Annotated in this window: 21 protein-coding genes; 10 read left to right on the top strand and 11 right to left on the bottom strand. The window is 61.6% G+C overall.

Annotated features, from left to right (window positions below):
* Window positions 1-2: 2 nt before the first annotated feature.
* The 5 genes from AC07S6_RS16205 to AC07S6_RS16185 form a co-directional block, all read right to left on the bottom strand.
* Entirely contained in the window at window positions 3-2432 is a 2430-nt protein-coding gene (locus AC07S6_RS16205; RefSeq protein ID WP_495112627.1) for a TonB-dependent siderophore receptor, read from the bottom strand.
* Window positions 2433-2651: 219 nt separating this feature from the next.
* Window positions 2652-3620 carry a FecR domain-containing protein gene (locus tag AC07S6_RS16200; protein ID WP_495112626.1) on the bottom strand — a complete coding sequence of 323 codons (969 nt, stop codon included), beginning with the start codon at window positions 3618-3620 and terminating at the stop codon, window positions 2652-2654.
* Window positions 3617-4135: an RNA polymerase sigma factor gene (locus AC07S6_RS16195; RefSeq protein ID WP_073525848.1), complete on the bottom strand. Its 519-nt coding sequence runs from the start codon at window positions 4133-4135 to the stop codon at window positions 3617-3619. Before AC07S6_RS16195 ends, AC07S6_RS16200 begins: the two co-directional genes overlap by 4 nt.
* A 148-nt stretch (window positions 4136-4283) precedes the next feature.
* Complete coding sequence (locus AC07S6_RS16190; RefSeq protein ID WP_495112625.1) at window positions 4284-4991, bottom strand: 3'-5' exonuclease; 708 nt, start codon at window positions 4989-4991, stop codon at window positions 4284-4286.
* Window positions 4988-6910 (bottom strand): putative nucleotidyltransferase substrate binding domain-containing protein, encoded by a 1923-nt coding sequence (locus AC07S6_RS16185; protein WP_495112641.1) that lies wholly within the window; start codon window positions 6908-6910, stop codon window positions 4988-4990. Before AC07S6_RS16185 ends, AC07S6_RS16190 begins: the two co-directional genes overlap by 4 nt.
* Window positions 6911-7156: 246 nt before the next feature.
* On the opposite strand from AC07S6_RS16185, the gene AC07S6_RS16180 reads away from it, so the two are divergent.
* Window positions 7157-7603 carry a response regulator gene (locus AC07S6_RS16180; protein WP_019817416.1) on the top strand — a complete coding sequence of 149 codons (447 nt, stop codon included), beginning with the start codon at window positions 7157-7159 and terminating at the stop codon, window positions 7601-7603.
* 159 nt (window positions 7604-7762) lie between these two features.
* On the opposite strand, the gene AC07S6_RS16175 is transcribed toward AC07S6_RS16180, so the two are convergent.
* Window positions 7763-9940 carry a malate synthase G gene (locus tag AC07S6_RS16175; RefSeq protein WP_495112624.1) on the bottom strand — a complete coding sequence of 726 codons (2178 nt, stop codon included), beginning with the start codon at window positions 9938-9940 and terminating at the stop codon, window positions 7763-7765.
* Window positions 9941-10258: 318 nt separating this feature from the next.
* Here AC07S6_RS16175 and AC07S6_RS16170 point away from each other — a divergent pair, with 318 nt between their 5' ends.
* Window positions 10259-10771, top strand: coding sequence for a glycine cleavage system transcriptional repressor (locus AC07S6_RS16170; RefSeq protein ID WP_003194815.1), 513 nt, complete (start codon window positions 10259-10261; stop codon window positions 10769-10771).
* 222 nt (window positions 10772-10993) lie between these two features.
* Here AC07S6_RS16170 and rarD read toward each other — a convergent pair whose 3' ends face one another.
* The 5 genes from rarD to AC07S6_RS16145 form a co-directional block, all read right to left on the bottom strand.
* Window positions 10994-11878, bottom strand: a complete 885-nt coding sequence (gene rarD / locus AC07S6_RS16165; protein WP_057976553.1) for an EamA family transporter RarD — start codon at window positions 11876-11878, stop codon at window positions 10994-10996.
* Window positions 11879-12054: 176 nt separating this feature from the next.
* Window positions 12055-13029, bottom strand: coding sequence for a serine/threonine protein kinase (locus AC07S6_RS16160; protein ID WP_122735979.1), 975 nt, complete (start codon window positions 13027-13029; stop codon window positions 12055-12057).
* A gap of 161 nt (window positions 13030-13190) precedes the next feature.
* Window positions 13191-15089 (bottom strand): PhoX family protein, encoded by a 1899-nt coding sequence (locus AC07S6_RS16155; RefSeq protein ID WP_495112623.1) that lies wholly within the window; start codon window positions 15087-15089, stop codon window positions 13191-13193.
* Window positions 15090-15168: 79 nt separating this feature from the next.
* The gene (locus tag AC07S6_RS16150; protein ID WP_236452388.1) at window positions 15169-15933 is read right to left on the bottom strand and encodes a TOBE domain-containing protein; all 765 of its coding nucleotides are present in this window, start codon (window positions 15931-15933) and stop codon (window positions 15169-15171) included.
* Between the two features lie 58 nt (window positions 15934-15991).
* The gene (locus AC07S6_RS16145) at window positions 15992-16729 is read right to left on the bottom strand and encodes a ComFC family protein (RefSeq protein WP_495112622.1); all 738 of its coding nucleotides are present in this window, start codon (window positions 16727-16729) and stop codon (window positions 15992-15994) included.
* A gap of 92 nt (window positions 16730-16821) precedes the next feature.
* Here AC07S6_RS16145 and bioB point away from each other — a divergent pair, with 92 nt between their 5' ends.
* The 8 genes from bioB (at window position 16822) to AC07S6_RS16105 (ending at window position 25356) form a co-directional block, all read left to right on the top strand.
* Window positions 16822-17877: a biotin synthase BioB gene (gene bioB, locus AC07S6_RS16140; protein ID WP_014720209.1), complete on the top strand. Its 1056-nt coding sequence runs from the start codon at window positions 16822-16824 to the stop codon at window positions 17875-17877.
* 65 nt (window positions 17878-17942) lie between these two features.
* On the top strand, window positions 17943-19124 hold the full coding sequence (bioF, locus tag AC07S6_RS16135; protein ID WP_495112621.1) for an 8-amino-7-oxononanoate synthase: 1182 nt from the start codon (window positions 17943-17945) through the stop codon (window positions 19122-19124).
* The gene (locus tag AC07S6_RS16130; RefSeq protein ID WP_054896778.1) at window positions 19117-19848 is read left to right on the top strand and encodes an alpha/beta fold hydrolase; all 732 of its coding nucleotides are present in this window, start codon (window positions 19117-19119) and stop codon (window positions 19846-19848) included. The genes bioF and AC07S6_RS16130 overlap by 8 nt, the downstream gene beginning before the upstream one ends.
* The gene (gene bioC / locus AC07S6_RS16125) at window positions 19841-20653 is read left to right on the top strand and encodes a malonyl-ACP O-methyltransferase BioC (RefSeq protein ID WP_495112620.1); all 813 of its coding nucleotides are present in this window, start codon (window positions 19841-19843) and stop codon (window positions 20651-20653) included. Before AC07S6_RS16130 ends, bioC begins: the two co-directional genes overlap by 8 nt.
* Window positions 20650-21330 (top strand): dethiobiotin synthase, encoded by a 681-nt coding sequence (gene bioD / locus AC07S6_RS16120; protein ID WP_197880494.1) that lies wholly within the window; start codon window positions 20650-20652, stop codon window positions 21328-21330. Before bioC ends, bioD begins: the two co-directional genes overlap by 4 nt.
* A gap of 106 nt (window positions 21331-21436) precedes the next feature.
* A complete protein-coding gene (locus tag AC07S6_RS16115; RefSeq protein ID WP_054896780.1) occupies window positions 21437-21718 on the top strand; it encodes a hypothetical protein in 282 nt (93 codons plus the stop codon).
* Between the two features lie 322 nt (window positions 21719-22040).
* Entirely contained in the window at window positions 22041-23846 is a 1806-nt protein-coding gene (locus AC07S6_RS16110; protein WP_034128845.1) for a phenylacyl-CoA dehydrogenase, read from the top strand.
* A 220-nt stretch (window positions 23847-24066) separates the two neighbouring features.
* The gene (locus AC07S6_RS16105) at window positions 24067-25356 is read left to right on the top strand and encodes a GGDEF domain-containing protein (protein ID WP_014720203.1); all 1290 of its coding nucleotides are present in this window, start codon (window positions 24067-24069) and stop codon (window positions 25354-25356) included.
* Window positions 25357-25385 lie beyond the last annotated feature (29 nt).

Raw genomic sequence — 25385 nt, 5'->3', positions numbered from 1 at the left:
GATTACCACTGGTAGGTGGCGCTGGCGACGACGCTGCGTTGGTCGCCGAAGTAGCAATAGGAGCCATCACAGGTGGAAATGTAGTCTTTGTTGAACAGGTTGGTCGCGTTCACTTTCACCGACGCGCCCTTGAGGCTGTTGTCCAGGCGACCGAGGTCGTAATGCACGGAGCCGTCGAACACGGTGTAGGCGTTGGCCTTGCCGGCCCAAGTATTGGCTTGGTCGCCATAGGTATTGCCGGTGTAGCGTGCGCCGAAGCCGATACCGAAACCGTCGAGTGCGCCGGTGTGCCAGGTGTAGTCGGTCCACAAGGACGCTTGCTGATTAGGCATCAGTTGCAAGCGGTTGCCTTTGTACTGACCTTTTTGCACCTCGGACTTGGCCAGGGTGTAGGCCGCGATGACCTTGAGGTTTTCGGTCACATCAGACACGGCTTCCAGCTCCAGGCCCTTGACCTTTACTTCTCCGGTCTGGTCGGTCACGGAGGCGCCACCGGACTGGAAGCTGGTGACTTGCACGTTCTTTTGGGTCAGGTCGTAGACCGCCGCACTCAGCAGGGTGTTGGAGCCGGGTGGCTGGTATTTGATCCCCAACTCCCACTGCTTGCCTTCCGTCGGCTTGAACGACTGGAGGGGGTCGACGCTGGCGTTGCTTGCAGGCTGGAACGACTCGGCGTACGAGAGGTAGGGGACAAAGCCCGAGTCGAACACATAGCTCAGCGCCGCGTTGCCACTGAAATTCTTACTGCGGTCGGTATTGGTCGCGTCGTTCTTGTTGAAGTAGGTGGTGCCCTGGTGCACCCAGTCTTCACGACCACCAAGAGTCAGGCGCCAGTTATCCAGGGCCATCTGGTCCTGCACGTAAAGGCCGGTCTGCACGGTTTTCTGGTTGTAATCGTAGAACGCGGTGGAGCGCGCCGGGCGCACGATCGGCTGGCCATAGACCGGGTTAAAGATGTTCGTGGTGCCACCGTCGCCGAAAATCGCCAGGTACGAGGTGTCGGTGCGTTGATGATCCAGGCCCAGCAGCACGGTGTGGGAGATGTCGCCAGTGGCGAAGTCAGCCTGGAAGTTGTTGTCCACTGCGAACTGGCTGATGTCCTCGTCCACATTGGTCGAAGAGCGGCTGATGTCGCCATTGGCGTCGGCGGGGGAGAAGGCAAACGAGCCTACCGTCAGTTGCTGGAACGCCAATTCGGATTTGGTGTAGCGCAGGTTCTGCTTGAATTGCCAGGTATCGTTGAAGCGGTGCTCGAACGCGTAGCCCAATGCGTAGTAGGTGCGGTCGTAGAAGTCGTAGTCCGGGTCGCCGAGGTTCTTGTGGTGGGAAACCTCGCCTAGCGGTGATTTGATTTTGGTGCCCTGGATCGGCAGGAACTGGCTGGTGGTGCCGGTATCGTCACGGGTGAACTGTGACAGCAAGGTCAGCTTGGTATCGGTGTCGATATTCCAGGTCAAGCTCGGTGCGATGTTGTACCGCTTGTTGTCGATGTGATCGACCTGGGTACCGGCATCGCGTACCACGCCGCCAACGCTGTAGAGAAACTGGCCCTCATCATCGATCTTGCCAGTGCTTTCGAAATTGATCTGGCGATAGTTGTCACTGCCGTATTGCATCTGGATGGCGTGGCTCGATTCAGCGCTGGGGCGGCGGCTGACCATATCCAGCAGGCCGCCCGGAGGGGTCTGGCCATAGACTGACGAGGCCGGACCGCGCAGCAGGGCGAGGCGGTCGAGGTTCCAGGTTTCGGCTTTCGGGTTGGCGTACACGCCACGGGGCAGTGGCAGGCCATCGAGGAATTGCGTCGGCTCGAAGCCGCGTACGCGCATCCAGTCGTAACGGGTGTCGCTGCCGTAGCTGGCAGACACAATACCGGGCATGTATTTGACCGCATCGTCGAGGTTCTGCACGTTACGGTCCTGCATTTGCTCGCGGGTGGCTACCGAGATCGAGCGTGGTGCCTCGACCAGCGCAGTATCGGTTTTGGTGCCGGCGGCGGTGCGCTTTGCAACATATCCCTCCACCGGCCCCCAAGCGCTTTCATAGCTGCCTTGGCCGGTGATGTTGGTGGTCGGCAAGGCAACGACGCCCTCCGGGACCGGCATCAGGGTGTAAGTGCCCGCACTGCTCTGCTCCAACTGCAACCCCGTCCCCCGCAACGCTTCCCGCAACGCGCCCTGCGCATCGAACTGGCCTTTGACCGGCGCCGAGGTCTTGCCGGCGGCGAGTGCAGGGTTGAGGGTCAGCGCCAGGCCGGCCTGGCTGGCGATCTGGTTCAGGGTGGTGGCCAGGGGCGCAGCGGGCAGGTTATAGGCGCGCACGCTGGAGGCTTGTTCGGCGGCGATCAGCGGGGTGCTGGCGAGCGGGGCGCTGAGGGCGATCGCCACGGCTAACAGACTGGGGCGCAACAAGGTGTCTAGCGTGCGGGACATAAGGGCGGCTCCTGAATGGAAATATTTCTCAATTGCCTAGGTGCCGAGCGAGAATCGAAAAGTGATAGGGGTGAGTGAAAATATTTTTCGCAGGTGTGCTTGAGGGTGTGATCGTTCCCAAGCTCCGCGTGGGAACGCCTCGTGTGACGCTCTGCGTCACGGCCTGGGACGCAGAGCGTCCGGGCTGCATTACCACGCGGAGCGTGGGAACGATCAAGCCTAAGGCTTACCCTTGACGGTCACCCACCACGTCGTGTGCTGCTCGATCTGCACCGGCAAAGTCGGCAACAGCGCATTCAATGCCAACGTGGTGTCATGCAGCGGGAAACTGCCGGTGATGCGCAGGTCGGCCACGTTGTTATCCACCCCCAGGTAGCCGGTGCGATAGCGCGCCAACTCCTCGATCACATCCCCCAGCCGAGCGTTGTCCACTACCAGCATGCCGCGCGTCCAGGCATCGGTGGCCGGGGTGACGGCCAGCAACGGGCCAAGGCCGTCGCTGCGCATCAGCACCTGCTGGCCCGCCTTGAACACCTGTTCGTGGTGCAACGCCTCGGGCTGGGCGGCCACGGCTGACTGCAGCACACTCAGGCGCGTAGCGTCGTCTTCGCGCTTGACGATAAACCGAGTACCCAGCGCCCGCAGGCTGCCGTCGCGGGTTTGCACGTAGAAAGGGCGTGAATCGTCGTGGCCGGTTTCGACAAGAATTTCGCCTGCCTGCAACACGATCAAGCGGCGTGTTTCGTCGAAGCGCACATCAATGGCGCTGTGGGTGTTGAGGTTGATCCGCGTGCCGTCCGCCAGCTTCAGCGTGCGCTGTTCACCGGTGGCCGTGCGCTGGTCGGCCAGCCAATAGTGAATAGGCACGTAACGCTCACCGGCAAACAGCGCCAGGCCGCACACCAGCACGATACTGGCCAGGCCCCGGCCCAGTTTGCGCACGCGCTGGCGAATGCCGTGGCGCGACTGCAGCAGCGCCGCCCGAGCCGGGCCCGAGGCCACGCTGAAACGCTGCTCGAGCATGCCCAACTGGCGCCAGGCGCGGGCGTGTTCCTCATCACTGGCCAGCCACTTGCTGAACTCTTCCTGTTCCACCGCGCTGCCGTCGCCCGAGTCGAGGGACAGTTGCCAGGCAATCGCGGCATCCAGCACGCGCGACGACACCGGTTTGGAGCCGATCGCGGTCACGACGGCTCGCCATACAGTGCGATGTAGCACTGGCGAATGCCCTGGGCCAGGTATTGGCGCACGCGGGGCACCGACACGCCCAGGCGCTGGGCGATTTCGGCATGGCCCAGGCCGTCGAGGCGGTTATAGAGGAACGCGGCGCGGGCCTTGCTCGACAACTTGCCGAGCAAGCGGTCGATGGCCTTGAGGTCTTCGAGGATCAGTTGCTGGGCTTCCGGCGAAGGCTGTTCGTTTTCCGGGATCAGCATCAATTCGGTGAGGTAGGCCTGTTCCAGGGCCGCACGTCGGAAATAGTCGAACAGCAAACCCTTGGCGATGGCCACCAGGAACGCCCGCGGTTCGCGGGGCTCGCGCAACTCGTCACGGCCCAGCAGGCGCATGAAGGTGTCCTGGCTCAGGTCTTCGGCGCGGCTTGGGCACCCCACGTTACGTCGCAGCCACGCCAACAGCCAGCCACGGTGGTCGCGATATAACGCACCAACAAGCTCACTGCGTGGGGTATGGACCGACGACAAGGCATCACCGAATAAGGTTTAAACTAACGAGAATTATTCGCGATTGTGTCAGAGGCGTAGGGTGGGCGCAATTGGCGTCTGTCGGGTGATCGTTCCCGCGCTCTGCGTAGGAATGCATCCCGCGATGCTCCGCGTCGGGCGCGAAGCGTTAAAGGGAAGGGGACTGCTTGCGTCGTTTCCATTGGGCCAGACGCTCATACAGCGCCTGGGGCGTATCGATCTGTTGCTGCCGCGCCCGGCTGAACAGGATCAGCATCAGCTCTGCCGTCGCCAGTGCATCGGCGCTGGCATGGTGGCGTTCGCCGGCCTGTAGCCTGAAGTGGTTGAGCCAGTCGTCCAGCCCGGCTTCGCGGATATGCGCCTCTGGGCATAACAGCGGGGCCAGGTCTGCTACATCCAGGAACGGATGGGCCAGGCGATAACCCAGGCTGTCCTTGAGCGCCCGGCACAGCATGTGTTGATCAAACGGCGCATGAAAAGCCAGCAGAGGGCTGTCGCCCACGAACGCCATGAAATCCAGCAACGCCTCGGTCGGGTCGCTGCCAGCGGCGATTGCACTGGGCCCCAGCCCGTGGATCAGCACACTTGGGCTGAGCTTGGTGTCGGTGCGCTGCAGGGTGCGTTCGAACAGTTGGGAGAAATCCACCGCACCGTCTTCGATGACCACGGCGCCGATGGACAGCACCTGGTCGCGGTGAAGGTTCAAGCCGCTGGTTTCCAGGTCCACCACTACCCAGCGCTGGCTGCGCAATGGGCCGTTGCCCAGTTCGGCGGGCTTGGGTAACTGCTCCAGGCGCTGCTGTTGCGCAGCGTTGAGCCCGGGCTTTTTCGCGCGCAGCCAGCCAAACAAACTCACAGCTGATACCGCAAGCTCAGGCTGCTTTGCAGGCGTTGGGCCTGGCGCAGGGACTCACGCAGGATGCGCCGGTCCAGGTGGTTGAGGCTGTCGGGGTCGACGCGGTTGGAATAGGGCAGGTTCTCGCGGGTCTGCAATTGGTGCTGCTGCATGCGGGTCTGCTGGATAAAGTGGTAGGCCTCTTCATAGGCGGCGCCATCCAGGGGGGCGATCACGGCCTTGTCCACCAACTGGCGCAGGCGTTCCAGGGTGTTGTTGGCGTGGATGCCATTGGCCAGGGCCAACAGGCGCGCGCCATCTACAAAAGGCGTAAGGCCCTGCACCTTGAGGTCGAGGGTGGCCTTTTCGCCATTTTTGCGGGTCAGCACGAACTCGCGAAAACGCCCTACCGGCGGGCGTCGCAATAGTGCATTTTCGGCCAGCATCCGTTGGAACAAGCGGTTATCCGCCACCTGATCGAGAATGCCCTGACGCAGTTGCTCGCACCCGCGCTCGTCGCCCCATACCACGCGCAAGTCAAAATAGATGCTTGAGCCCAGCAGGTTTTCCGGCGTCGCTTCACGAATGAACGCGCCGAAGCGCCGCGCCCACTCCACGCGGGACAAGCACAGCTCGGGGTTGCCGGCCATGATATTGCCCTTGCACAGGCTGAAGCCGCACAGCGCCAGGCTTTGGTTGATGTGCTGCGCCAGCGGTAGCAAGAGCTCACGCTTTTCGGCGGCTTCGACGGCGTCCTTGGCCTCGAACAGGATGCCGTTGTCCTGGTCGGTGTACAGCGTTTGTTCGCGGCGGCCTTCACTGCCAAAACACAGCCAACTGAAGGGCACGCCGGGGTCGCCTTTTTCCGCGAGGGTCAGCTCGATCACCCGGCACACGGTGTGGTCGTTGAGCAGCGTAATGATGTGGGTGATCTGGGTGGATGAGGCGCCATGGGCGAGCATGCGCTCCACCAACTGGCCGATTTCACCGCGAATCGCCACCAGGTTTTCCACCCGGGGCGCGTTGCGGATGGTGCGGGCCAGGTGCACCAGGTCCACACGCTGCAAGGAAAACAAGTCACGCTCGGAGACCACGCCACACAGGCGCTGGTCTTGCACCAGGCACACATGGGCGATATGCCGCTCGGTCATGGCGATGGCTGCGTCGAAAGCGCTGTGCTCCGGGCTCAAGTAAAACGGCGCCTGGGTCATGTGCCCGGCAATGCTCTGGCTGAAGTCGCTGGTGCCATCGGCGACCACCTGGCGCAGATCGCGCAGCGTGAAGATGCCCAGGGGCGCCTTGTGTTCGTTGACGATCACAATGCTGCCGACTTGCTGTTCGTGCATCAAGGTCACCGCTTCGCGCAACGCTGTGTGCGGGCTGCAGGTGACCGGGTGGCGCATGGCTAATTCACCCAGGCGGGTATTCAAGGAGTATTGGGTGCCGAGGGTTTCCACGGCTTTTTGCTGTACCTGCTGGTTGACCTGGTCGAGCAGGCTGCTGACCCCGCGCAAGGCGAAATCACGAAACGGGCTGGACAGCGCGAACAGCTTGATAAAGGCCGGTTTGTTCAATTGCAGGCAGAAGGTGTCTTCAGCGGCTTTGTGTTCTGTACGGGTCGCGCGCTCACCCAGCAAGGCGGCGAGGGGGAAGCATTCGCCGGTGGCGATTTCAAAGGTGGTGTCTGCCGAGTCTGGCCGCTCACCCACGACCCGCCCCTGCTTGACGATATAAAAGTGCTCGACCGGGCCGCCCGACGGTTTGAGGATGCTGTCGCCGGGGCCGTAGAAACGCAGTTGGCACTGTTCCACCAGGAAAGCCAGGTGCGCCTGTTCCATCTGGTTGAACGGCGGGAAGCGTTGCAGGAATTGCAGGGTGCCGTGGATGTTCTGCAACACAGCGGTTTTACCCGCCTGTGCGAATGCATCAGCTTTACTCATAACAGTGACCGCAGTGTTTTTGTCGTTATCGTGCTGCATGGTCGACTCCTGCGCAGTGGGTGCCCATTGGACGTAAGTCTAGGTCGAGCAATACCGCGCAAAACTAGGGAAAAACCTTACATGACAATCGTCCAAAACCCGTAGAAAGCCCACTAGGCAAACTTTCCGACGAAGTGCACATTGTTCGCCCTTCCGCAGATGTCTGACGAGTGTGCTGGGAGATTGATGAGAACTGCTGAGAAACGTATGTCCGACCACGATATTTTGAGTGATGCCGAGCGCGAGGCGCTGAGCGCCGTGATGCTGGAGCCCGATTTACCCCCCCAACGCGTTTTGATCGTGGACGACGACAAGGACGCGCGTGAATTGCTGGCGGAAATCCTTGGGCTCGATGGTATTCGCTGCATGACTGCCGAAAGTGGCGAGGCTGCGTGGGATTTGTTGAAGACGAGCAGTTCCATCGGTTTGCTGATCACCGACCTGCGCATGGCGCCCAGCAATGGCCTGGAATTGATCCGCCAGGTGCGTGAGTCCACCCGTGCGGCGTTGCCGATCATCATCATGTCTGGAGACGCGGAAGCGCCGGATGTGATTGATGCGATGCATTTGAGCGTGGTGGATTTCTTGCTCAAGCCGATTGATAGCGTGAAGTTGGCGAAGTTGGTAAAGCGGGAGTTGGGGATGGTGCCCTGAGTGTGGGGTGACTGGCCTGGCCTCTTCGCGGGTAAGCCCGGCTCCCACATTTGAAATGCATCCCCCTGTGGGAGCTGGCTTGCCTGCGATTCAGGCAACGCGGTCTAACTGACACACCTGATAAAAAAGCCCCGATCTTTCGATCAGGGCTTTTTTCCATTACAGGCCGTTCTTGGCCTTGAACTCCCGACGCCTGCGATGCAACACCGGCTCGGTATAGCCATTGGGCTGCTTGGTCCCTTCAATCACCAACTCCACCGCTGCCTGGAATGCGATGTTGCTGTCGAAGTCCGGAGCCAGTGGGCGGTACAGCGCATCCCCGGCATTTTGACGGTCCACCACCGGCGCCATGCGCTTGAGGCTTTCCATCACTTGAGCTTCGTTGATGATGCCGTGGCGCAGCCAGTTGGCGATGTGCTGGCTGGAAATGCGCAGGGTGGCGCGGTCTTCCATCAGGCCGACATCGTTGATGTCCGGCACCTTGGAGCAGCCCACACCCTGGTCGATCCAACGCACCACATAGCCGAGGATGCCCTGGGCGTTGTTGTCCAGTTCGTTGCGGATCTCTTCTTCGGACCAATCGGTGTTGCTGGCCAGAGGAATGGTGAGGATATCGTCCACCGAGGCGCGCTCGCGCTTGGCCAGCTCGGCCTGGCGGGCGAACACATCAACCTTGTGGTAGTGCAACGCATGCAGGGCTGCGGCGGTCGGCGACGGTACCCAGGCGGTGTTGGCACCGGCCAACGGGTGGGCGATTTTCTGCTCGAGCATCGCCGCCATCAGGTCGGGCATGGCCCACATGCCTTTACCGATCTGTGCACGACCTTGCAGGCCGGTGCTCAGGCCGATATCGACGTTCCAGTTCTCATAGGCGCCGATCCATTTTTCCGCCTTCATGGCCGCCTTGCGCACCATCGCGCCGGCTTCCATGGAAGTGTGGATTTCATCGCCAGTGCGGTCGAGGAAACCAGTGTTGATAAACACCACGCGCTCGCTGGCCGCCTTGATGCAGGCCTTGAGGTTGACCGTGGTGCGGCGCTCCTCGTCCATGATCCCGACCTTGAGGGTGTTGCGCGCCAGGTTCAGCACCTCTTCGATGCGACCGAACAGTTCGTTGGTGAACGCGGCTTCTTCCGGGCCGTGCATCTTCGGTTTCACGATGTACACAGAACCGGTACGGCTGTTCTTGCGGGTGTTGTTGCCGTTGAGGCTGTGGATCGCCGCCAGGCTGGTGATCAGGCCGTCGAGGATGCCTTCGGGTACTTCGTTGCCGTCTTTATCGAGGATCGCGTCGATGGTCATCAAGTGGCCAACGTTGCGCACGAACAACAGCGAACGGCCGTGCAGGGTCACGTCGCTGCCATCCACGCCGGTGTAGACGCGGTCAGGGTTCATGGTGCGGGTGAAGGTCTGGCCGCCCTTGGCCACTTCTTCGGCCAGGTCGCCCTTCATCAGGCCGAGCCAGTTGCGGTAGATCACCACTTTGTCATCGGCGTCGACGGCGGCGACGGAGTCTTCGCAGTCCATGATGGTGGTCAGCGCGGCTTCCATCAGCACGTCTTTGACGCCTGCGGCGTCGGTTTGGCCGACTGGGGTGCTGGCGTCGATCTGGATTTCGAAGTGCAGGCCATTGTGCTTGAGCAGGATCGCAATCGGCTCGGCCGCAGGGCCCTGGAAACCGATCAACTGGGCATCGTCACGCAGGCCGCTGTTGCTGCCGCCTTTGAGGCTGACGATCAGCTTGCCATCGACGATTTTGTAGCCGGTGGAATCGACATGGCTGCCGGCGCTGAGCGGTGCGGCCTCGTCGAGGAAAGCGCGGGCGAAGGCAATCACCTTGTCGCCACGCACTTTGTTATAGCCCTTGCCCTTCTCGGCGCCGTTGGCTTCGCTGATGGCGTCGGTGCCATAGAGCGCGTCGTACAGCGAGCCCCAGCGCGCATTCGAGGCATTGAGGGCGAAGCGGGCGTTCATCACCGGCACGACCAGCTGTGGGCCGGCCATGCGTGCGATCTCATCATCGACGTTTTGGGTCGAGGCCTCAAAGTCTGCGGCTTCTGGCAACAGGTAGCCGATGTCTTGCAGGAAGGCTTTGTAGGCCACCGGGTCATGGGCCTGGCCGGCGTGGGTCTGGTGCCAGGTATCGATCCGCGCCTGGAAGTCGTCGCGTTTGGCGAGTAGGGCTTTGTTCTTCGGGGCCAGGTCATGGATGACCTTGTCGGCACCGGCCCAGAACTGGTCGGCAGTGATGCCGGTACCGGGAATGGCTTCGTTGTTCACGAAGTCGAACAGGACTTTGGCGACCTGCAGGCCACCGACTTGAACGTGTTCAGTCATTGCTTGCCTCACTCTGCGGAGCTTATGCGCTTTATCAGATTTCATTATGTAGTGCACGGTTGGGCATACTACATGATGACTTGCGGTTGTGAAAATTAGACTAAATACGTCGTTTAGCGACCCACTTTGGTCGTACGGTCACAGCGGAGAACCGGATGTTCTCAAAAAACTATTGGATTGTTCCAGATAAATATAAAAATGGTACACGATTTGTCTGGGGAGCTGGCTTGCCTGCCATGGACGTTAACGATCACGCGTCCCTTCTGGATAAACGCGGCATGTCTATAATCGAGGATCAACCAACCGAGGGACTGCGCCATGGACCATCTTGTACTCACTATTATCGCCGCCGACAAACCCGGCCTGGTTGAACGCATCGCGCAGAACATTGCCAGTCATGGTGGTAACTGGCTGGAAAGCCGCATGGCGCACATGGCCGGGCAGTTTGCCGGGATCCTGCGGGTGAGCGTGCCGAGCGAGCAGCGCCAGGCATTGGTGGGGGCATTGGAGGATTTATCCACCCATGGCATTCGCGTGTTGGTGGGTGAGGGCAGCAGCGGCCAGGCATCGGCGTCCAAGCCGATCCTGATGACCCTGGTGGGCAATGACCGCTCGGGCATCGTGCGTGAGATCACCGCGCTGCTGAGCCAGCAGGGCGTCAACCTGGAACGCCTGAGCACCGATGTGCGCCCGGCGCCCATGAGCGGTGATCCGCTGTTCAACGCCGAGGCGTTGTTGCAAGTGCCGGCCACGCTATCGCTGGAAACCCTGCAAGAGGCTTTGGAAACCTTGGCCGATGACTTGATGGTGGAGTTGCGTCAGGAGGAATAACGATCCACAAGGTTATGCAGGGAAATCTTGCATGGGCCTGTGGATAACCTGTAGAGACCCGACGCCAGGCCACGCCCGCCGGCCTTCTGCGCAAGTTGAGCAAAAAACGAGCAGTTTCAAGGGCTTGTGCACAAATGGCGGGGATCAGGTTGTGGATAACCTTGGGGTGGAACGCTGCAAGCCACGAAAGCCGTGGCTTGCAGAGGTTTGTACGTTATTTGATCAGCGTTTGCGCACGGTCAGCCAGGCATCCAGGCTGTACACCACCAACCCGGCCCAGATAAAGGCGAAGGCGACCAAGGTGCTCGGCGCCAGGTGTTCACCGAACAACAGCACGGCTTCGAGCAACACCAGCGTCGGCGCCACATACTGCAAAAAGCCCAGGGCGGTGTAGGGCAAGTGCCGTGCAGCGGCGTTGAAGCACACCAGGGGAATCAGCGTCACCGGTCCTGCGGCCACCAGCCACCAGGCCTCGGAGGTGCTCCAGAACGCCAGTTGCGCGCTGTGGGCGGTCGGGTTGAACAGCAACCAGGCGACGGCAATGGGTACCAGCATCCAGGTTTCCACCACCAGGCCTGGCAGCGCTTTGACCGGCGCCTGCTTGCGGATCAAACCGTAGAAGCCGAACGTCAGCGCCAGCGCCAGCGACACCCACGGCAGGCTACCGACTTGCCACACCTGCTGCGCCACACCTACCGCTGCCAACCCCACCGCTACCCATTGCAAACGGCGCAGTCGCTCGCCGAGGATCAGCATGCCCAGCAGCACATTCACCAGCGGATTGATGTAGTAACCCAGGCTCGCTTCGAGCATGCGCCCGGTGTTCACCGACCACACATAGGTCAGCCAGTTAGCGGCGATCAACGAACCGCTGAGGGCCAGGATCGCCAGGCGCTTGGGGTTGTCGCGCAGTTCGCGAAACCAGCCGGGATGTTTCCACACCATCAACAACAGCCCACCGAACAGTGCCGACCACAATACGCGGTGAACAATGATCTCGGCGGCGGGCACGCTGGCGATGGCTTTGAAGTAGAGCGGGAATAGACCCCAGATGACATAGGCGCTCAGGCCCAGGATGTACCCCTTGCGGGGGTTGGCGGCTTGCATTGCAGAATCCTTGCTCAGGCAGCTAACAAAGCGCAATTGTAAGGATATTTGTCAGACAATGGGCGCCGCTTTTTGGTGGGAGCTGGCTTGCCTGCGATGCGGACGACTCGGTGTATCAGTGACACCGACTTGATGCCATCGCAGGCAAGCCAGCTCCCACAGAAGGCAGGGCCAGGTCAGAAGAGCTTCAGCGGTTCTTCATTGAGCGCCGACAGTTGCTCGCGCAACGCCAGCACCTGGTCGCCCCAATACCGCTCGCTGCCAAACCACGGAAAACTATGGGGAAACGCCGGGTCGTCCCAGCGTCGTGCGAGCCAGGCACTGTAGTGCATCAGGCGCAGGGCGCGCAGCGGCTCGATCAGCGCCAGTTCGCGCGGGTCGAAGTCGTGGAATTCCTGATAGCCGTCCATCAGTTCCGAGAGCTGGCCGAGGCATTCCTGGCGGTCGCCAGCCAGCATCATCCACAGGTCTTGCACCGCCGGGCCCATGCGGCAGTCATCCAGGTCGACGATATGGAACATCTCGTCGCGGCACATCATGTTGCCGGGGTGGCAGTCACCGTGCATGCGGATGTTCTTGTGCGGCGTGGCCTTGTAAACCTCTTCCACACGCTTGAGCAGGTCGCGGGCCACGGACTCGTAGGCCGGCAACAGGCTTTTGGGAATGAAGTTGCCTTCAAGCAAGGTGGTGAGGGAGTCGTGACCGAAATTCTTCACCCCCAGGGCTTCGCGGTGTTCGAACGGGCGGGTGGAGCCCACCGCGTGCAAACGCCCCAGCAGTTGCCCGAGCCGATAAAGCTGATCGAGGTTGCCCGGCTCCGGCGCGCGGCCGCCACGGCGCGGAAACAGGGTGAAGCGGAAACCTGCGTGTTCGAACAGGCTCTCGCCGTTGTGGATCAACGGGGCGACCACCGGTACTTCGCACTCGGCCAGTTCGAAGGTGAAGCGGTGTTCTTCCAGGATCGCCTCGTTGGTCCAGCGCTGTGGGCGATAGAACTTGGCGATCAGCGGTTCGGCGTCTTCGATGCCCACTTGGTACACGCGGTTTTCGTAGCTGTTGAGCGCCAGAACCCGCGCGTCGCTGAGGAAACCGATGCTTTCGACGGCGTCGAGCACCAGGTCTGGGGTGAGTGTTTCAAACGGGTGGGCCATGCGAACTCCTGCGCGCAGCAGGGCGCCGCGTCCGGCCGGGTATGGTAACAGCATAGATAGCCGGTGGCTGTGCGGACGCCTTCGCAGGCAAGCCAGCTCCCACACTGGCATGTATTTACACATCGAAATGTGTGTGCTGGCTTGCCTGCGATAGCGGTCTATCAGGCGCCTACGATCCCGCCATCATCCCGCCGAATCGCCATCACCGAAGACCGGGGTTTGCCATTGGGCAGGTGTTCCGGCCAGGTCGAGCCACCGGTTTCCCCTGGGTGCTGAATGCCCACGAACAAGGTTTTCTGGTCCGGCGAAAAGCTGATCCCCGTCACTTCACACGCCACCGGCCCCACCATGAAGCGACGGATTTCTCCAGTGCTCGGGTCGGCGCACAGCATCTGGTTATTGCCCATGCCCGCAAAGTCTCCGGCGTTGCTGTAGTCGCCATCGGTCAGGATCCACAGGCGCCCGGCTTTGTCGAAGCCCAGGCCGTCGGGGCTGTTGAACATGTTTTGCGGGTTGATGTTGGACGAGCCGCCCTTGGGGTTACCGGCATGCACGCCGGGGTTGCCGGCCACCACGAACAGGTCCCAGGTGAAGTCCGTGGCACCGTGGTTATCGGCGTCGGCTTTCCAGCGCAGGATCTGGCCGTAGACGTTTTTCTCCCGTGGGTTGGGGCCGCCCACCGGCTGGCCCTCTTCGCCGCGCTTGGCGTTGTTGGTCAGGGTGCAATAGACCTGGCCATCGGTAGGGCTGACCACGATCCATTCCGGGCGGTCCATGCGTGTGGCTTTCACCACGCTGGCGGCCAGGCGCGCATGAATCAGCACCTCGGCCTGGTTGGCGAAACCGCTGCTGGCGTCGATGCCGTTTTTGCCATGGGTGAGTTCAACCCACTGGCCTTTGCCCTTGGGGTGGTCGGCGTTGCCGTCGCCCGCGTCGAAGATCGCCACGTACAAGGTGCCGTGGTCGAGCAGGTCTTTGTTGGCCTTCGGGTTGTTGTGGTTGATCTGATCGCGGCTGATGAACTTGTAGATGAATTCACCGCGCTCATCGTCGCCCATGTACACCACGGCGCGGCCGTCACGGGTTTCGGCGAGGGCCGCGTTTTCGTGTTTGAAGCGCCCCAGGGCCGTGCGTTTGACTGGCGTGGATTGCGGATCGAACGGGTCGATTTCCACCACCCAACCATGGCGATTGAGTTCGTTGGGGTTCTTGGCCATGTCAAAGCGCGGGTCGTGCTGATGCCAGTTGATGTCCTTGCTGGCGGCCACCACGCCGTAGCGCTTCTGCCCTGCGTCGAAGGTTTGCTGCGGGTTGCTGCTGCCGAAGCAGTCGGTGAAGTTTTCTTCGCAGGTCAGGTAGGTGCCCCACGGCGTCTTGCCGTTGGCGCAGTTCTGGAACGTGCCGAGGACTTTTTTGCCGCTCTTGTCGGCGCCGGTTTTCAGCCAGTCATGGCCGGCGGCAGGGCCACTCAAACGAATCGGTGAATTGCCGTGGATGCGCCGGTTGTAGCGCGAATCCTGGACGAAGTGCCAGGTGTCGCCCTTGCGGCGTACTTCGATCACCGACACGCCTTCGCTGGCCAGGGCCTTGCGCACGTCTTCGGCCGATTGAGGCGCGCCGCCGTGGGCGTAGAGGTAGCGATAGTTGGTGTATTCGTTGTTGATCGCCATCAGCGCGCGGTTGTCGTCACCGGGGAATGGAAACAGGCTCATGCCGTCGTTGTTGTCGCCGAACTGTTGTTCCTGAGCCTTGGCGGTGCCATGGCCGGACGGGTCGAAAGCCGGGGCGTTCTTGTGCAGGGGCTGGCCCCAACTGATCAACACCGAAGCACTGTAGCCCGGTGGCAGGGTGATGGTGTCGCTGGTGGCGGCGGCGATGCTGGTGAACCCCAGCAGCGGGCTGGCGGAAGCGGCATTCACGGCCAGGGCGCTGCGGCTCAGCAGGTTACCGCCGAGGAACATCGCAGCGCCGCACAGGGCGCCTGCGCCGATAAAGCGACGGCGGGTCAGGCCCACCATCTGTTCAAGGTCGGTGGCTTGGTTTTCTTCTAATAGGCTCATCACAGGCTCCTTAAGGTTTTTGCAGACACCTTAAGCAGCGCTTGTGACCGAATTGTTGCAGCTTGAAGACGCGCGCCCGTTACACCGGGGTGCCAAGCAATACATGGCTGGGTGCAAACTGCACGCGGATCGGCTGGCCCTGCGCTGCATCAATGGCCTTGAGTGCGACGGGCGGCGCCAGCGCGCACAACACTTGGCCGTTGGGCAGGGCGATACGCACCTCGCTGGGGCCGTCTTCGGCGGCGAGAATGGTCTCGATCACCCCGCTCAGGCAATTGTGTCCAAGTGTTTCGGTTTGCCCGTCCGCCAGTAATTCAAGCCACCCGGCCTTGATCAGAGCCACTACTTCCACACCGCTCTGCAGTTCCAGGCGCAGGGTGCTGTCGTGGGTGATCTGTGCGTCGAGGTGCAGGCCGCCGGCCAATTGCAGGCGGATCATGTCGTTGTGGCCGTGGCTCTCTATGGCGCTGACCTGGCCGTGCAATTGGTTGCGCGCGCTGGTGCGCAGCATCAAGCGGCCCAGCAGGTTGAAGTCGCTGGCCGCTTCGTCCGAGCCAAGGATTTCGGCCTGAAGCAGTTGCAGGCGCTGATAGAGGCGCAGCACCCGTTCGCCTTCCTGAGTCAGTTTGGCGCCGCCACCGCCCTTGCCACCGACGCTGCGTTGCACCAGCGGTTTTTGCGCCAGATTGTTCAGCTCATCAATGGCGTCCCAGGCGGCCTTGTAACTCAACCCGGCACTCTTGGCCGCACGGGTGATGGAGCCCTGCTCGGCGATATGCCCCAGCAAGGCAATACGCTGGGGGCGGCGAATGATGTGTTGGCTGAGAGGGCTGGGCACAGACATGGCAGATACGCTTGGGTGAGATGCGCCGACGTTGCCGCGCTGGCGCAGGGGAGTCAAGTCAGCTGCCGGGTTTGGGCGTACGGGCCAGGCAATACACATCCACCTGGCGCGCGCCGGCGTTTATCAACAAGCGCGCCAGGCTGTGGGCGGTGGCGCCGGTGGTGAGGACGTCGTCTACCAGCGCCAGATGTTGCCCGGCAACCTGAATGCCGGGGGCCAGTGCGAAGGCGTTGAGCAGGTTGCGTTTGCGGGTCTTGGCATCGAGGTCTTGCTGCGCCACGGTTTCATGGGGGCGTAATAGCGCGTATTCATCAAAGGGAATGTCAAGGGCGTGACTGAGCCAGCGGGCCAGCATCAACGCTTGATTAAAGCCGCGTTCGCGCAGGCGTTTGCGCGCCATGGGCACCGGTAGCAGGCAGTCGGGGCGCTCCAGTTCGGCGTTATCGAAGCGATGCTGCAAGTGCTGTCCCAGCAGACGCGCCAGCAAGTGCCCCAGCGGCCAACGCGCCTGATGCTTGAAGCGGCTGATCAGGGTGTCCACGGGAAAACTGTAGGTCCATGGCGCGACCACCTGATGAAAGGCCGGGGGCTGTTTTTGGCACTGGCCGCAGAGCAGTCCGTCCATGGGTAAAGGCAGTGCGCAGCGTTCGCACTGTTCCATCAACCATGGCAATTCTGTTTCGCAGGCGCTGCACAGGGGCTCGTCTGATTCAATGCGCTCATCGCAGATCAAACAAGGCTGTGTGCTTTTTAACCAGATGTAAACTTGGTGTTTGTGCTCAGGTTGACAGTGCATGAATCTTCCTTAAATATGCCGAGCATCCGTGTCGTGCCTGTGGATATTGCCCTTCCCACAGCGCTTGCCAAAGCATAATCAAGGAATCGCCCATGAGCGCCAGCACCTCTGCCACCCTGCGTCACGATTGGTCTTTAGCTGAAGTCAAAGCCCTGTTCGTGCAGCCCTTCAACGACCTGTTGTTCCAGGCGCAGACCGTGCACCGCGCGCATTTCGACGCCAACCGCGTGCAGGTCTCGACCCTGCTGTCGATCAAGACCGGCGCCTGCCCGGAAGATTGCAAATATTGTCCGCAGTCGGGCCACTACAACACTGGCCTGGAAAAAGAGAAGCTGATGGAGGTGCAGAAGGTCCTCGAGGAGGCCGCTCGTGCCAAGGCCATCGGTTCGACGCGTTTCTGCATGGGCGCGGCATGGAAACATCCGTCGGCCAAAGACATGCCCTATGTGCTGGAAATGGTCAAAGGCGTGAAGGCCATGGGCCTGGAAACCTGCATGACTCTCGGTCGCCTTGACCAGGACCAGACCGAAGCCCTGGCCCAGGCCGGCCTGGACTACTACAACCACAACCTCGACACCTCGCCGGAATTCTACGGCTCGATCATCACCACCCGCACCTACAGCGAGCGCCTGCAAACCCTGGCCTATGTGCGTGATTCGGGGATGAAGATCTGCTCGGGCGGTATCCTCGGAATGGGCGAGTCCCTCGACGACCGTGCCAACTTGCTGATCCAACTGGCCAACCTGCCGGAGCATCCGGAGTCGGTGCCGATCAACATGCTGGTGAAAGTGGCGGGCACGCCGTTGGAAAACGCCGATGACATCGACCCCTTCGATTTCATCCGTATGCTGGCGGTGGCGCGCATCCTGATGCCGCAGTCCCACGTGCGCCTGTCGGCCGGCCGCGAAGCCATGAACGAGCAGATGCAGGCCCTGGCGTTTTTTGCCGGCGCCAACTCGATCTTCTACGGCGACAAACTGCTGACCACCGCCAACCCCCAGGCTGACAAGGACATGCAACTGTTCGCACGCCTGGGCATCCTGCCCGAAGCCCGTGAAGAGCATGCCGATGAAGTGCACCAGGCGGCGATCGAGCAGGCGTTGGTGGAGCAAAAGAGCAGCGAGCAGTTCTACAACGCTGTGGTGTAACCACCTTTGGAATGCATTCCAGCTCCTCCAGTGGATTGAGTTGAACCTGTTAAATCGAGGCCAGCATGTCTTTCGATCTCGCCGCGCGCCTCGCTGTTCGCCGTGCCGACCATCTTTACCGCCAGCGCCCCTTGCTGCAGAGCCCCCAAGGCCCGCATGTGGTGGTGGACGGGCAACCGTTGTTGGCCTTCTGCAATAACGATTACCTGGGCCTTGCCAATCACCCGCAAGTGATCGAAGCCTGGCGCGCCGGTGCGTCCCGCTGGGGCGTGGGCGGTGGTGCTTCGCATTTGGTGGTGGGCCACGCCACACCGCACCATGAGCTGGAAGAAGCTCTGGCTGACTTGACCGGTCGCCCGCGTGCCTTGCTGTTCACCACCGGCTACATGGCCAACCTCGGCGCGGTCACGGCGCTGGTGGGGCAGGGCGATACGGTATTGGAAGACCGGCTTAACCACGCGTCCTTGCTGGATGCTGGTTTGCTGTCCGGTGCGCGTTTCAACCGCTACCTGCATAACGACGCAGGCAGCCTGGCCAAGCGCCTGGAGAAAGCCACCGGCAATACCTTGGTGGTCACCGACGGTGTGTTCAGCATGGATGGCGACCTCGCCGACCTGCCCGCGCTGGCCCGTGAAACCCGGGCCAAAGGGGCCTGGCTGATGGTGGATGACGCACATGGCTTCGGCCCGCTGGGCGCCAATGGCGGCGGTATCGTCGAGCATTTCGGCTTGAGCCAGGACGACGTGCCCGTGCTGGTTGGCACCTTGGGCAAAGCGTTCGGCACCTCCGGGGCCTTCGTGGCCGGCAGTGAGGACTTGATCGAGAGCCTGATCCAATTCGCACGCCCGTATATCTACACCACCAGCCAACCACCGGCACTGGCCTGCGCCACCCTCAAAAGCCTGGAATTGCTGCGCAGCGAACATTGGCGACGCGAGCACCTCAACGCGTTGATCCGCCAGTTCCGTCGCGGCGCCGAGCAGATAGGCCTGGGGTTGATGGACAGCTTTACGCCGATCCAACCGATCCTGATTGGCGACAGCGCCCGGGCACTGCGCCTCTCGCAGATGCTGCGCGAGCGCGGCCTGATGGTGACTGCCATTCGCCCACCGACCGTGCCCGCCGGCAGTGCCCGTCTACGGGTGACATTGACGGCGGCCCACAGCGAAGCGCAGGTGCAGCTATTGTTAGACGGGTTGCAAGCGTGTTTTCGCTTGTTAGACGTCTCGGAGCCCGGCTATGCGTAATCGACTGATCCTGCTACCGGGCTGGGGCCTGGGTGTGTCACCGCTGGAACCGTTGGCCGCTGCGCTGCACGGCCTGAACGAGCATTTACAGGTACAGATCGAACCCTTGCCGGCGCTGCAGGCCAGCGAACTCGGTGAATGGCTCGATGAGCTCGATGCGACGCTGCCGGACAATGCCTGGCTCGGGGGCTGGTCGCTGGGCGGCATGCTCGCGTCCGAGTTGGCGGCGCGCCGTGGCGAGCGGTGCTGCGGCTTGCTGACCCTGGCGAGCAATCCGTGTTTCGTCGCCCATGACGGCTGGCCCCATGGGATGCCTACGGAAACCTTCGACGCATTTTTGGCCGGCTGCCATGCCGATTCCCAGGTCACGCTCAAGCGCTTTGGGCTGTTGTGCGCCAAGGGTGCCGAAGACCCGCGCGGCTTGTCGCGGTTGTTGGTCAGCGGTGCGCCGAATACCTCCCCCAGCGTCTTGATGCCCGGCCTGGAGCTGTTGGCCCAACTGGATACGCGGGCGGCCTTGCAGGCCTTTCGTGGGCCGCAGTTGCACCTGTTTGCCGGCCTGGACGGGCTGGTGCCTGCCGAAGCCGCCAGTGACCTGCTGGCCTTGCTCCCCGATGTAGAAATCGGCCTGATTGAACAGGCCGGTCACGCGTTTCTTCTGGAAGACCCTCACGGAGTAGCCGGGGCCATCCAGGCTTTTTTGCATGAGTGTGTCGATGACTGACCTATCCCACCCGCCCTTGCCTGGGGGCTTGCCGGACAAGCGCCAGGTCGCGGCCTCGTTCTCCCGTGCGGCGGCCAGTTACGACAGCGTGGCCGAGTTGCAGCGTGCGGTCGGGCATGAACTGCTCAGCCGCTTGCCGCACGGCCTGGTGCCCCAGCGTTGGCTAGACATGGGCTGTGGCACGGGTTACTTCAGCCGCGTATTGGGCGAGCGTTTGCCCGGCAGCCAAGGTGTGGCATTGGATATTGCCGAGGGCATGCTCAACCACGCGCGTCCGCTGGGCGGCGCCGCGCACTTTATAGCCGGTGATGCAGAACGCTTGCCGCTTACAGCTGACAGCTTCGAGCTGTTCTTCTCCAGCCTCGCGGTACAGTGGTGTGCCCATTTTGATGCGGTGCTCAGCGAAGCCCGGCGCGTGCTGCGACCAGGTGGTGTGCTGGCCTTTGCCAGCCTGTGCGTAGGCACCTTGGATGAGTTGCGCGAGAGTTGGCGGGCGGCGGATGGCCTGGTCCACGTCAATCGCTTCCGCACCTTCGAGGCTTATCAGCAACTGTGTGCGGCCAGTGGTTTGCGCGTGATCAGCCTGCAGCGAAAGCCCCACGTATTGCATTACCCGGATGTGCGCAGCCTGACCCATGAACTCAAGGCACTGGGCGCCCATAACCTCAACCCAGGCCGCCCGGGAGGATTGACGGGCCGTGCGCGGATTGTCGCGCTGGTAGAGGCCTACGAGCAGTTCCGCCAGGCCCAGGGCCTGCCCGCCACGTACCAGGTGGTGTATGCCGTACTGGAGAAACCGTTATGAGCGCCGCTTACTTCATCACCGGTACAGACACCGATGTTGGCAAGACCACCATCGCCGCCGGCCTGTTGCATGCGGCCAGGCTTTCCGGCAAAAGCACGGCCGCCGGAAAGCCGGTGGCGTCGGGCTGCCAACTGACGGCCCAGGGCCTGCGCAATGCCGATGCGTTGGCGTTGCTGGCCGAGTGTTCCGTGCCGCTCAGTTATGCCGAGGTCAACCCGGTGGCCTTCGAGCCAGCTATCGCGCCGCATCTGGCAGCGCGCGAGGCGGGCGTCGGGCTCACGGTGCAATCGCTGCTCAAACCGATGCAGCAGATCCTGGCACGGGGCGCGGACTTCACCTTGATCGAAGGGGCGGGCGGTTGGCGCGTGCCCTTGGCCGACCAGGCCAACCTGTCGGACCTGGCCATGGCGCTCAAGCTGCCGGTGATCCTGGTGGTAGGCGTGCGCCTTGGGTGCATCAGCCACGCGTTGCTCACCGCCGAAGCCATCGCACGGGATGGCTTGCCGCTGGCGGGCTGGGTGGCAAATATCATCGACCCCAAGACCTCTCGTCTGGAAGAAAACCTCGCCACCCTGGCTGAGCGCCTGCCCGCGCCTTGCCTGGGGCGAGTGCCTAAACTCAAGCACGCCGGGGCTGCCGCTGTGGCCGAGTACTTGGAACTGGACCTGCTTGACTGATTTTGGCTATCGCTAAGGCAATATGCCATTAGTGTTTTTGACGGGCCTTTTGCCAGGATGTCTGGTTCAATCGGGCTTCACGATTCTCTAAAGGCAGGCTTACGCCATGGAAATCTCTGGAAGCAGTGCGTTTTATTCGGGCCTGAGCAGCATTCAGACCGGGCAGAACCGTGTCGACCAGGCGGCCGGCAAGATTGCCAGCGCCGCGACCACCCAGCCATCTGCCGCGCAAAGCGACCGTCTGCAAGCCAATGACCGCGCCCAAGCGTCCAATTCGGCGAGCAACATGGTGGAAATGGCCCAGGGCAAGTTTCAAATCGAGCTGGGGGCGAAAGTCGCCAAGGCTTCGGACGAAATGCTCGGTACGTTGATCGATACCTACGCTTAACTTCTCTATCGCACGCCCGCTTCTCTCTGTGGGAGCTGGCTTGCCTGCGATAGCATCCACGCCTATCACCTGATACACCCTGGCGGCTGCATCGCAGGCAAGCCAGCTCCCACAGTCGTACTGCGACATTCTGCTCTTCCTTAAATCCATGAGGCATCCCGCCAGGCCTCGCCGTGCCTGGCTGACCCGCGTCAAGACAAACGGCATCTGGCCGACGCTTGACAACCCTGGGTCGTAAACGTATGTTTCAAACACCTGTTTGACCGCCATAACAAATCCACGCGGTTGTTCATCCCAGTTACATCAGCAGAGGTTTATCGCTATGCCTGACTACAAGGCCCCCTTGCGTGATATTCGCTTCGTTCGTGACGAACTGCTCGGTTATGAAGCGCACTATCAGAGCCTGCCGGCTTGCCAGGACGCTACCCCGGACATGGTCGACGCCATCCTCGAAGAAGGCGCCAAGTTCTGTGAGCAAGTACTGGCACCGTTGAACCGCGTGGGCGACATCGAAGGGTGTACCTGGAGTGAGTCAGGCGTTAAGACCCCAGCGGGCTTCAAAGAAGCCTACAAACAATTCGTCGAAGGCGGCTGGCCAAGCCTGGCCCACGACGTGGAGCACGGTGGCCAAGGCCTGCCGGAATCCCTGGGCCTGGCTGTGAGTGAAATGGTCGGCGAAGCCAACTGGTCGTGGGGCATGTACCCGGGCCTGTCCCATGGCGCGATGAACACTATTTCCGAACACGGCACCCCCGAGCAGCAAGAGGCTTACCTGACCAAACTGGTGTCGGGCGAATGGACCGGCACCATGTGCCTGACCGAGCCACACTGCGGCACCGACCTGGGCATGCTGCGCACCAAGGCCGAGCCTCAGGCTGACGGTTCCTACAAAGTCTCCGGTACCAAGATCTTCATCTCGGCCGGCGAACACGACATGGCCGACAACATCGTCCACATCGTACTGGCCCGCCTGCCGGATGCACCGGCTGGCACCAAAGGCATCTCGCTGTTTATCGTGCCCAAGTTCCTGCCCAACGCCGATGGCTCTGTGGGCGAGCGCAACGCGGTCACCTGTGGTTCCCTGGAACACAAGATGGGCATCCACGGCAACGCCACCTGCGTGATGAACTTCGACGCGGCCACCGGTTTCCTGATCGGCCCGGCGAACAAAGGCCTGAACTGCATGTTCACCTTTATGAACACCGCTCGCCTGGGCACCGCGCTGCAAGGCCTGGCTCACGCCGAGATCGGCTTCCAGGGCGGCTTGAAATATGCGCGTGATCGCCTGCAAATGCGCTCCCTGACCGGCCCGAAAGCGCCAGATAAAGCTGCTGACCCGATCATCGTGCACCCTGACGTACGCCGCATGCTGCTGACCATGAAAGCCTTCGCCGAAGGTAACCGTGCGATGGTGTACTTCACTGCCAAGCAAGTGGACATCGTCAAGTACGGTACCGACGACGAAGCCAAGAAACAGGCAGATGCCCTGCTGGCCTTCATGACCCCGATCGCCAAGGCATTCATGACCGAAGTCGGTTTTGAATCGGCCAACCACGGCGTGCAGATCTACGGTGGCCACGGCTTTATCGCTGAGTGGGGCATGGAGCAGAACGTTCGCGACAGCCGCATTTCTATGCTGTACGAAGGCACCACCGGCATCCAGGCGCTGGACCTGCTCGGCCGTAAAGTGCTGATGACCCAAGGCGAAGCGCTCAAGGGCTTCACCAAGATCGTGCACAAGTTCTGCCAGGCCAACGAAGGTAACGACGCGGTTAAAGAATTCGTTGCACCGCTGGCGGCACTGAACAAAGAGTGGGGCGAGTTGACCATGAAGGTCGGCATGGCCGCGATGAAAGACCGTGAAGAAGTCGGTGCTGCCTCGGTGGACTACCTGATGTACTCCGGCTACGCCTGCCTGGCTTACTTCTGGGCCGACATGGCACGCCTGGCCGCCGAGAAACTGGCCGCCGGCACCAGCGAAGAGGCGTTCTACACCGCCAAGTTGCAGACTGCGCGCTTCTACTTCCAGCGCATCCTGCCGCGTACCCGCACCCACGTGGCAACCATGCTGTCGGGCGCCAACAACCTGATGGACATGAAAGAAGAAGACTTCGGCCTGGCTTACTAAGCCTTACCGGGTTCTTCTGAAAACCGCCGCCTCCTTCGGGACGCGGCGGTTTTTTTGTACGTGTGTAGGCGCGAGTCTAAAAAACCACAGCAATGCACTCAGGGATTGCGATGAGCTGCCGTTACAGTGATGGCAATGTGATACGTGCCCGGTCGGTTGTGCTTAACTGACCGCCTAGAAACACAGTGCCATTATTTGTTTGCGGGTCGGAGTTTTACCCTTGTCACGCGTGTCCGCTGTACGTTTCAGCCATTTCTTACCGTCGCTGCTGCTGTTGCTGGCCGGGCTCTCGGCTGCGTACGTCAAGGACCTCAGCGTCTTCTTCACCTCGCTGTTCAACGTACTGCCCACCCTGGTTCTGCTGCTCGGTGGCGCTTACTGCGCGGTGTATCGACGCCAACGTGAACTGTTCCTGATGGTCACGGTGTACGTCGCCTATTTCCTGCTGGACACCCAGACCGACTTCTACCGCGACAATGGCCGCGTGCGTGAAGACGCTGCGGTGGTGTTCCACCTGTGTTGCCTGCTGTTGCCCTTGCTGTTCAGCATTTATGCGCTGTGGCAGGAAAAAACCCATCTGTTTCGTGACTTCGTCGCCCGCTGCGCGGTGCTGCTGGCGGTGGGCAGTGTGGCGCTGGCCCTGGAGCAAAGTTTTCCCCAGGCCTTGCTGGGCTGGTTGGCGGAGATCCGTTGGCCGATGCTGCATGGCGCCTGGATGAGCCTGATCCAACTCTCGTACCCAATGTTCCTGATCGGCTTTCTCACCCTGGCCGCTCAATACTGGTACCAGCCGCGCCCGCTGCACGCCGCACAACTGGTGGGGCTGCTGGGCATGTTCTGGATGTTGCCGCAAACTTTCATCCTGCCGTTCACCCTCAACATCATGTGCAGCCAAGTGATGCTGATGATCGCTGCGGGCGTGGCGCACGAGGCGTATCAAATGGCGTTCCGTGATGAACTCACCGGCTTGCCGGGGCGCCGTGCCCTCAACGAGCGCATGCAGCGGCTAGGTCGCAACTATGTGCTGGCGATGAGCGACGTCGATCACTTCAAACGTTTCAATGACACCCACGGCCACGATGTGGGCGACCAGGTGCTGCGCCTGGTGGCGAGCAAGCTGTCCAAGGTCAATGGAGGCGGGCGGGCCTACCGTTACGGCGGTGAAGAGTTTGCCGTGGTGTTTGCCGGCAAGACTCTGGATGAGTGCATGCCGCACCTGGAGGAGATCCGCGAGATCATCGCCAGCTACGACATCAAGTTGCGCAACCCGGACCGCCCCCAGGACGATCATCAAGGCCGCCAGCGCCGTGCCGGCAGCGGCGCGTCCAGTGTGTCGGTGACGGTAAGCATTGGCGTGGCCGAGCGCCAGGCCGAGCAACGCAGCCCCGACGAGGTGCTCAAATCCGCCGACCAGGCGCTTTACACCGCCAAGGGCGCGGGGCGTAATTGTGTGGTCGCAGCCGGGCAAACCCGCCGTGGCGCGGTGCGCATGGAGAGCGCTGCCGGTTGAGTAATGGCGCTGTATTCAGCAGCGCTACA

It is taken from the genome of Pseudomonas sp. GW821-FHT07B01, assembly GCF_059419065.1.
Note: the sequence above shows the minus strand (reverse complement) of the source record. Positions and strands in the feature narration are given on the sequence as shown.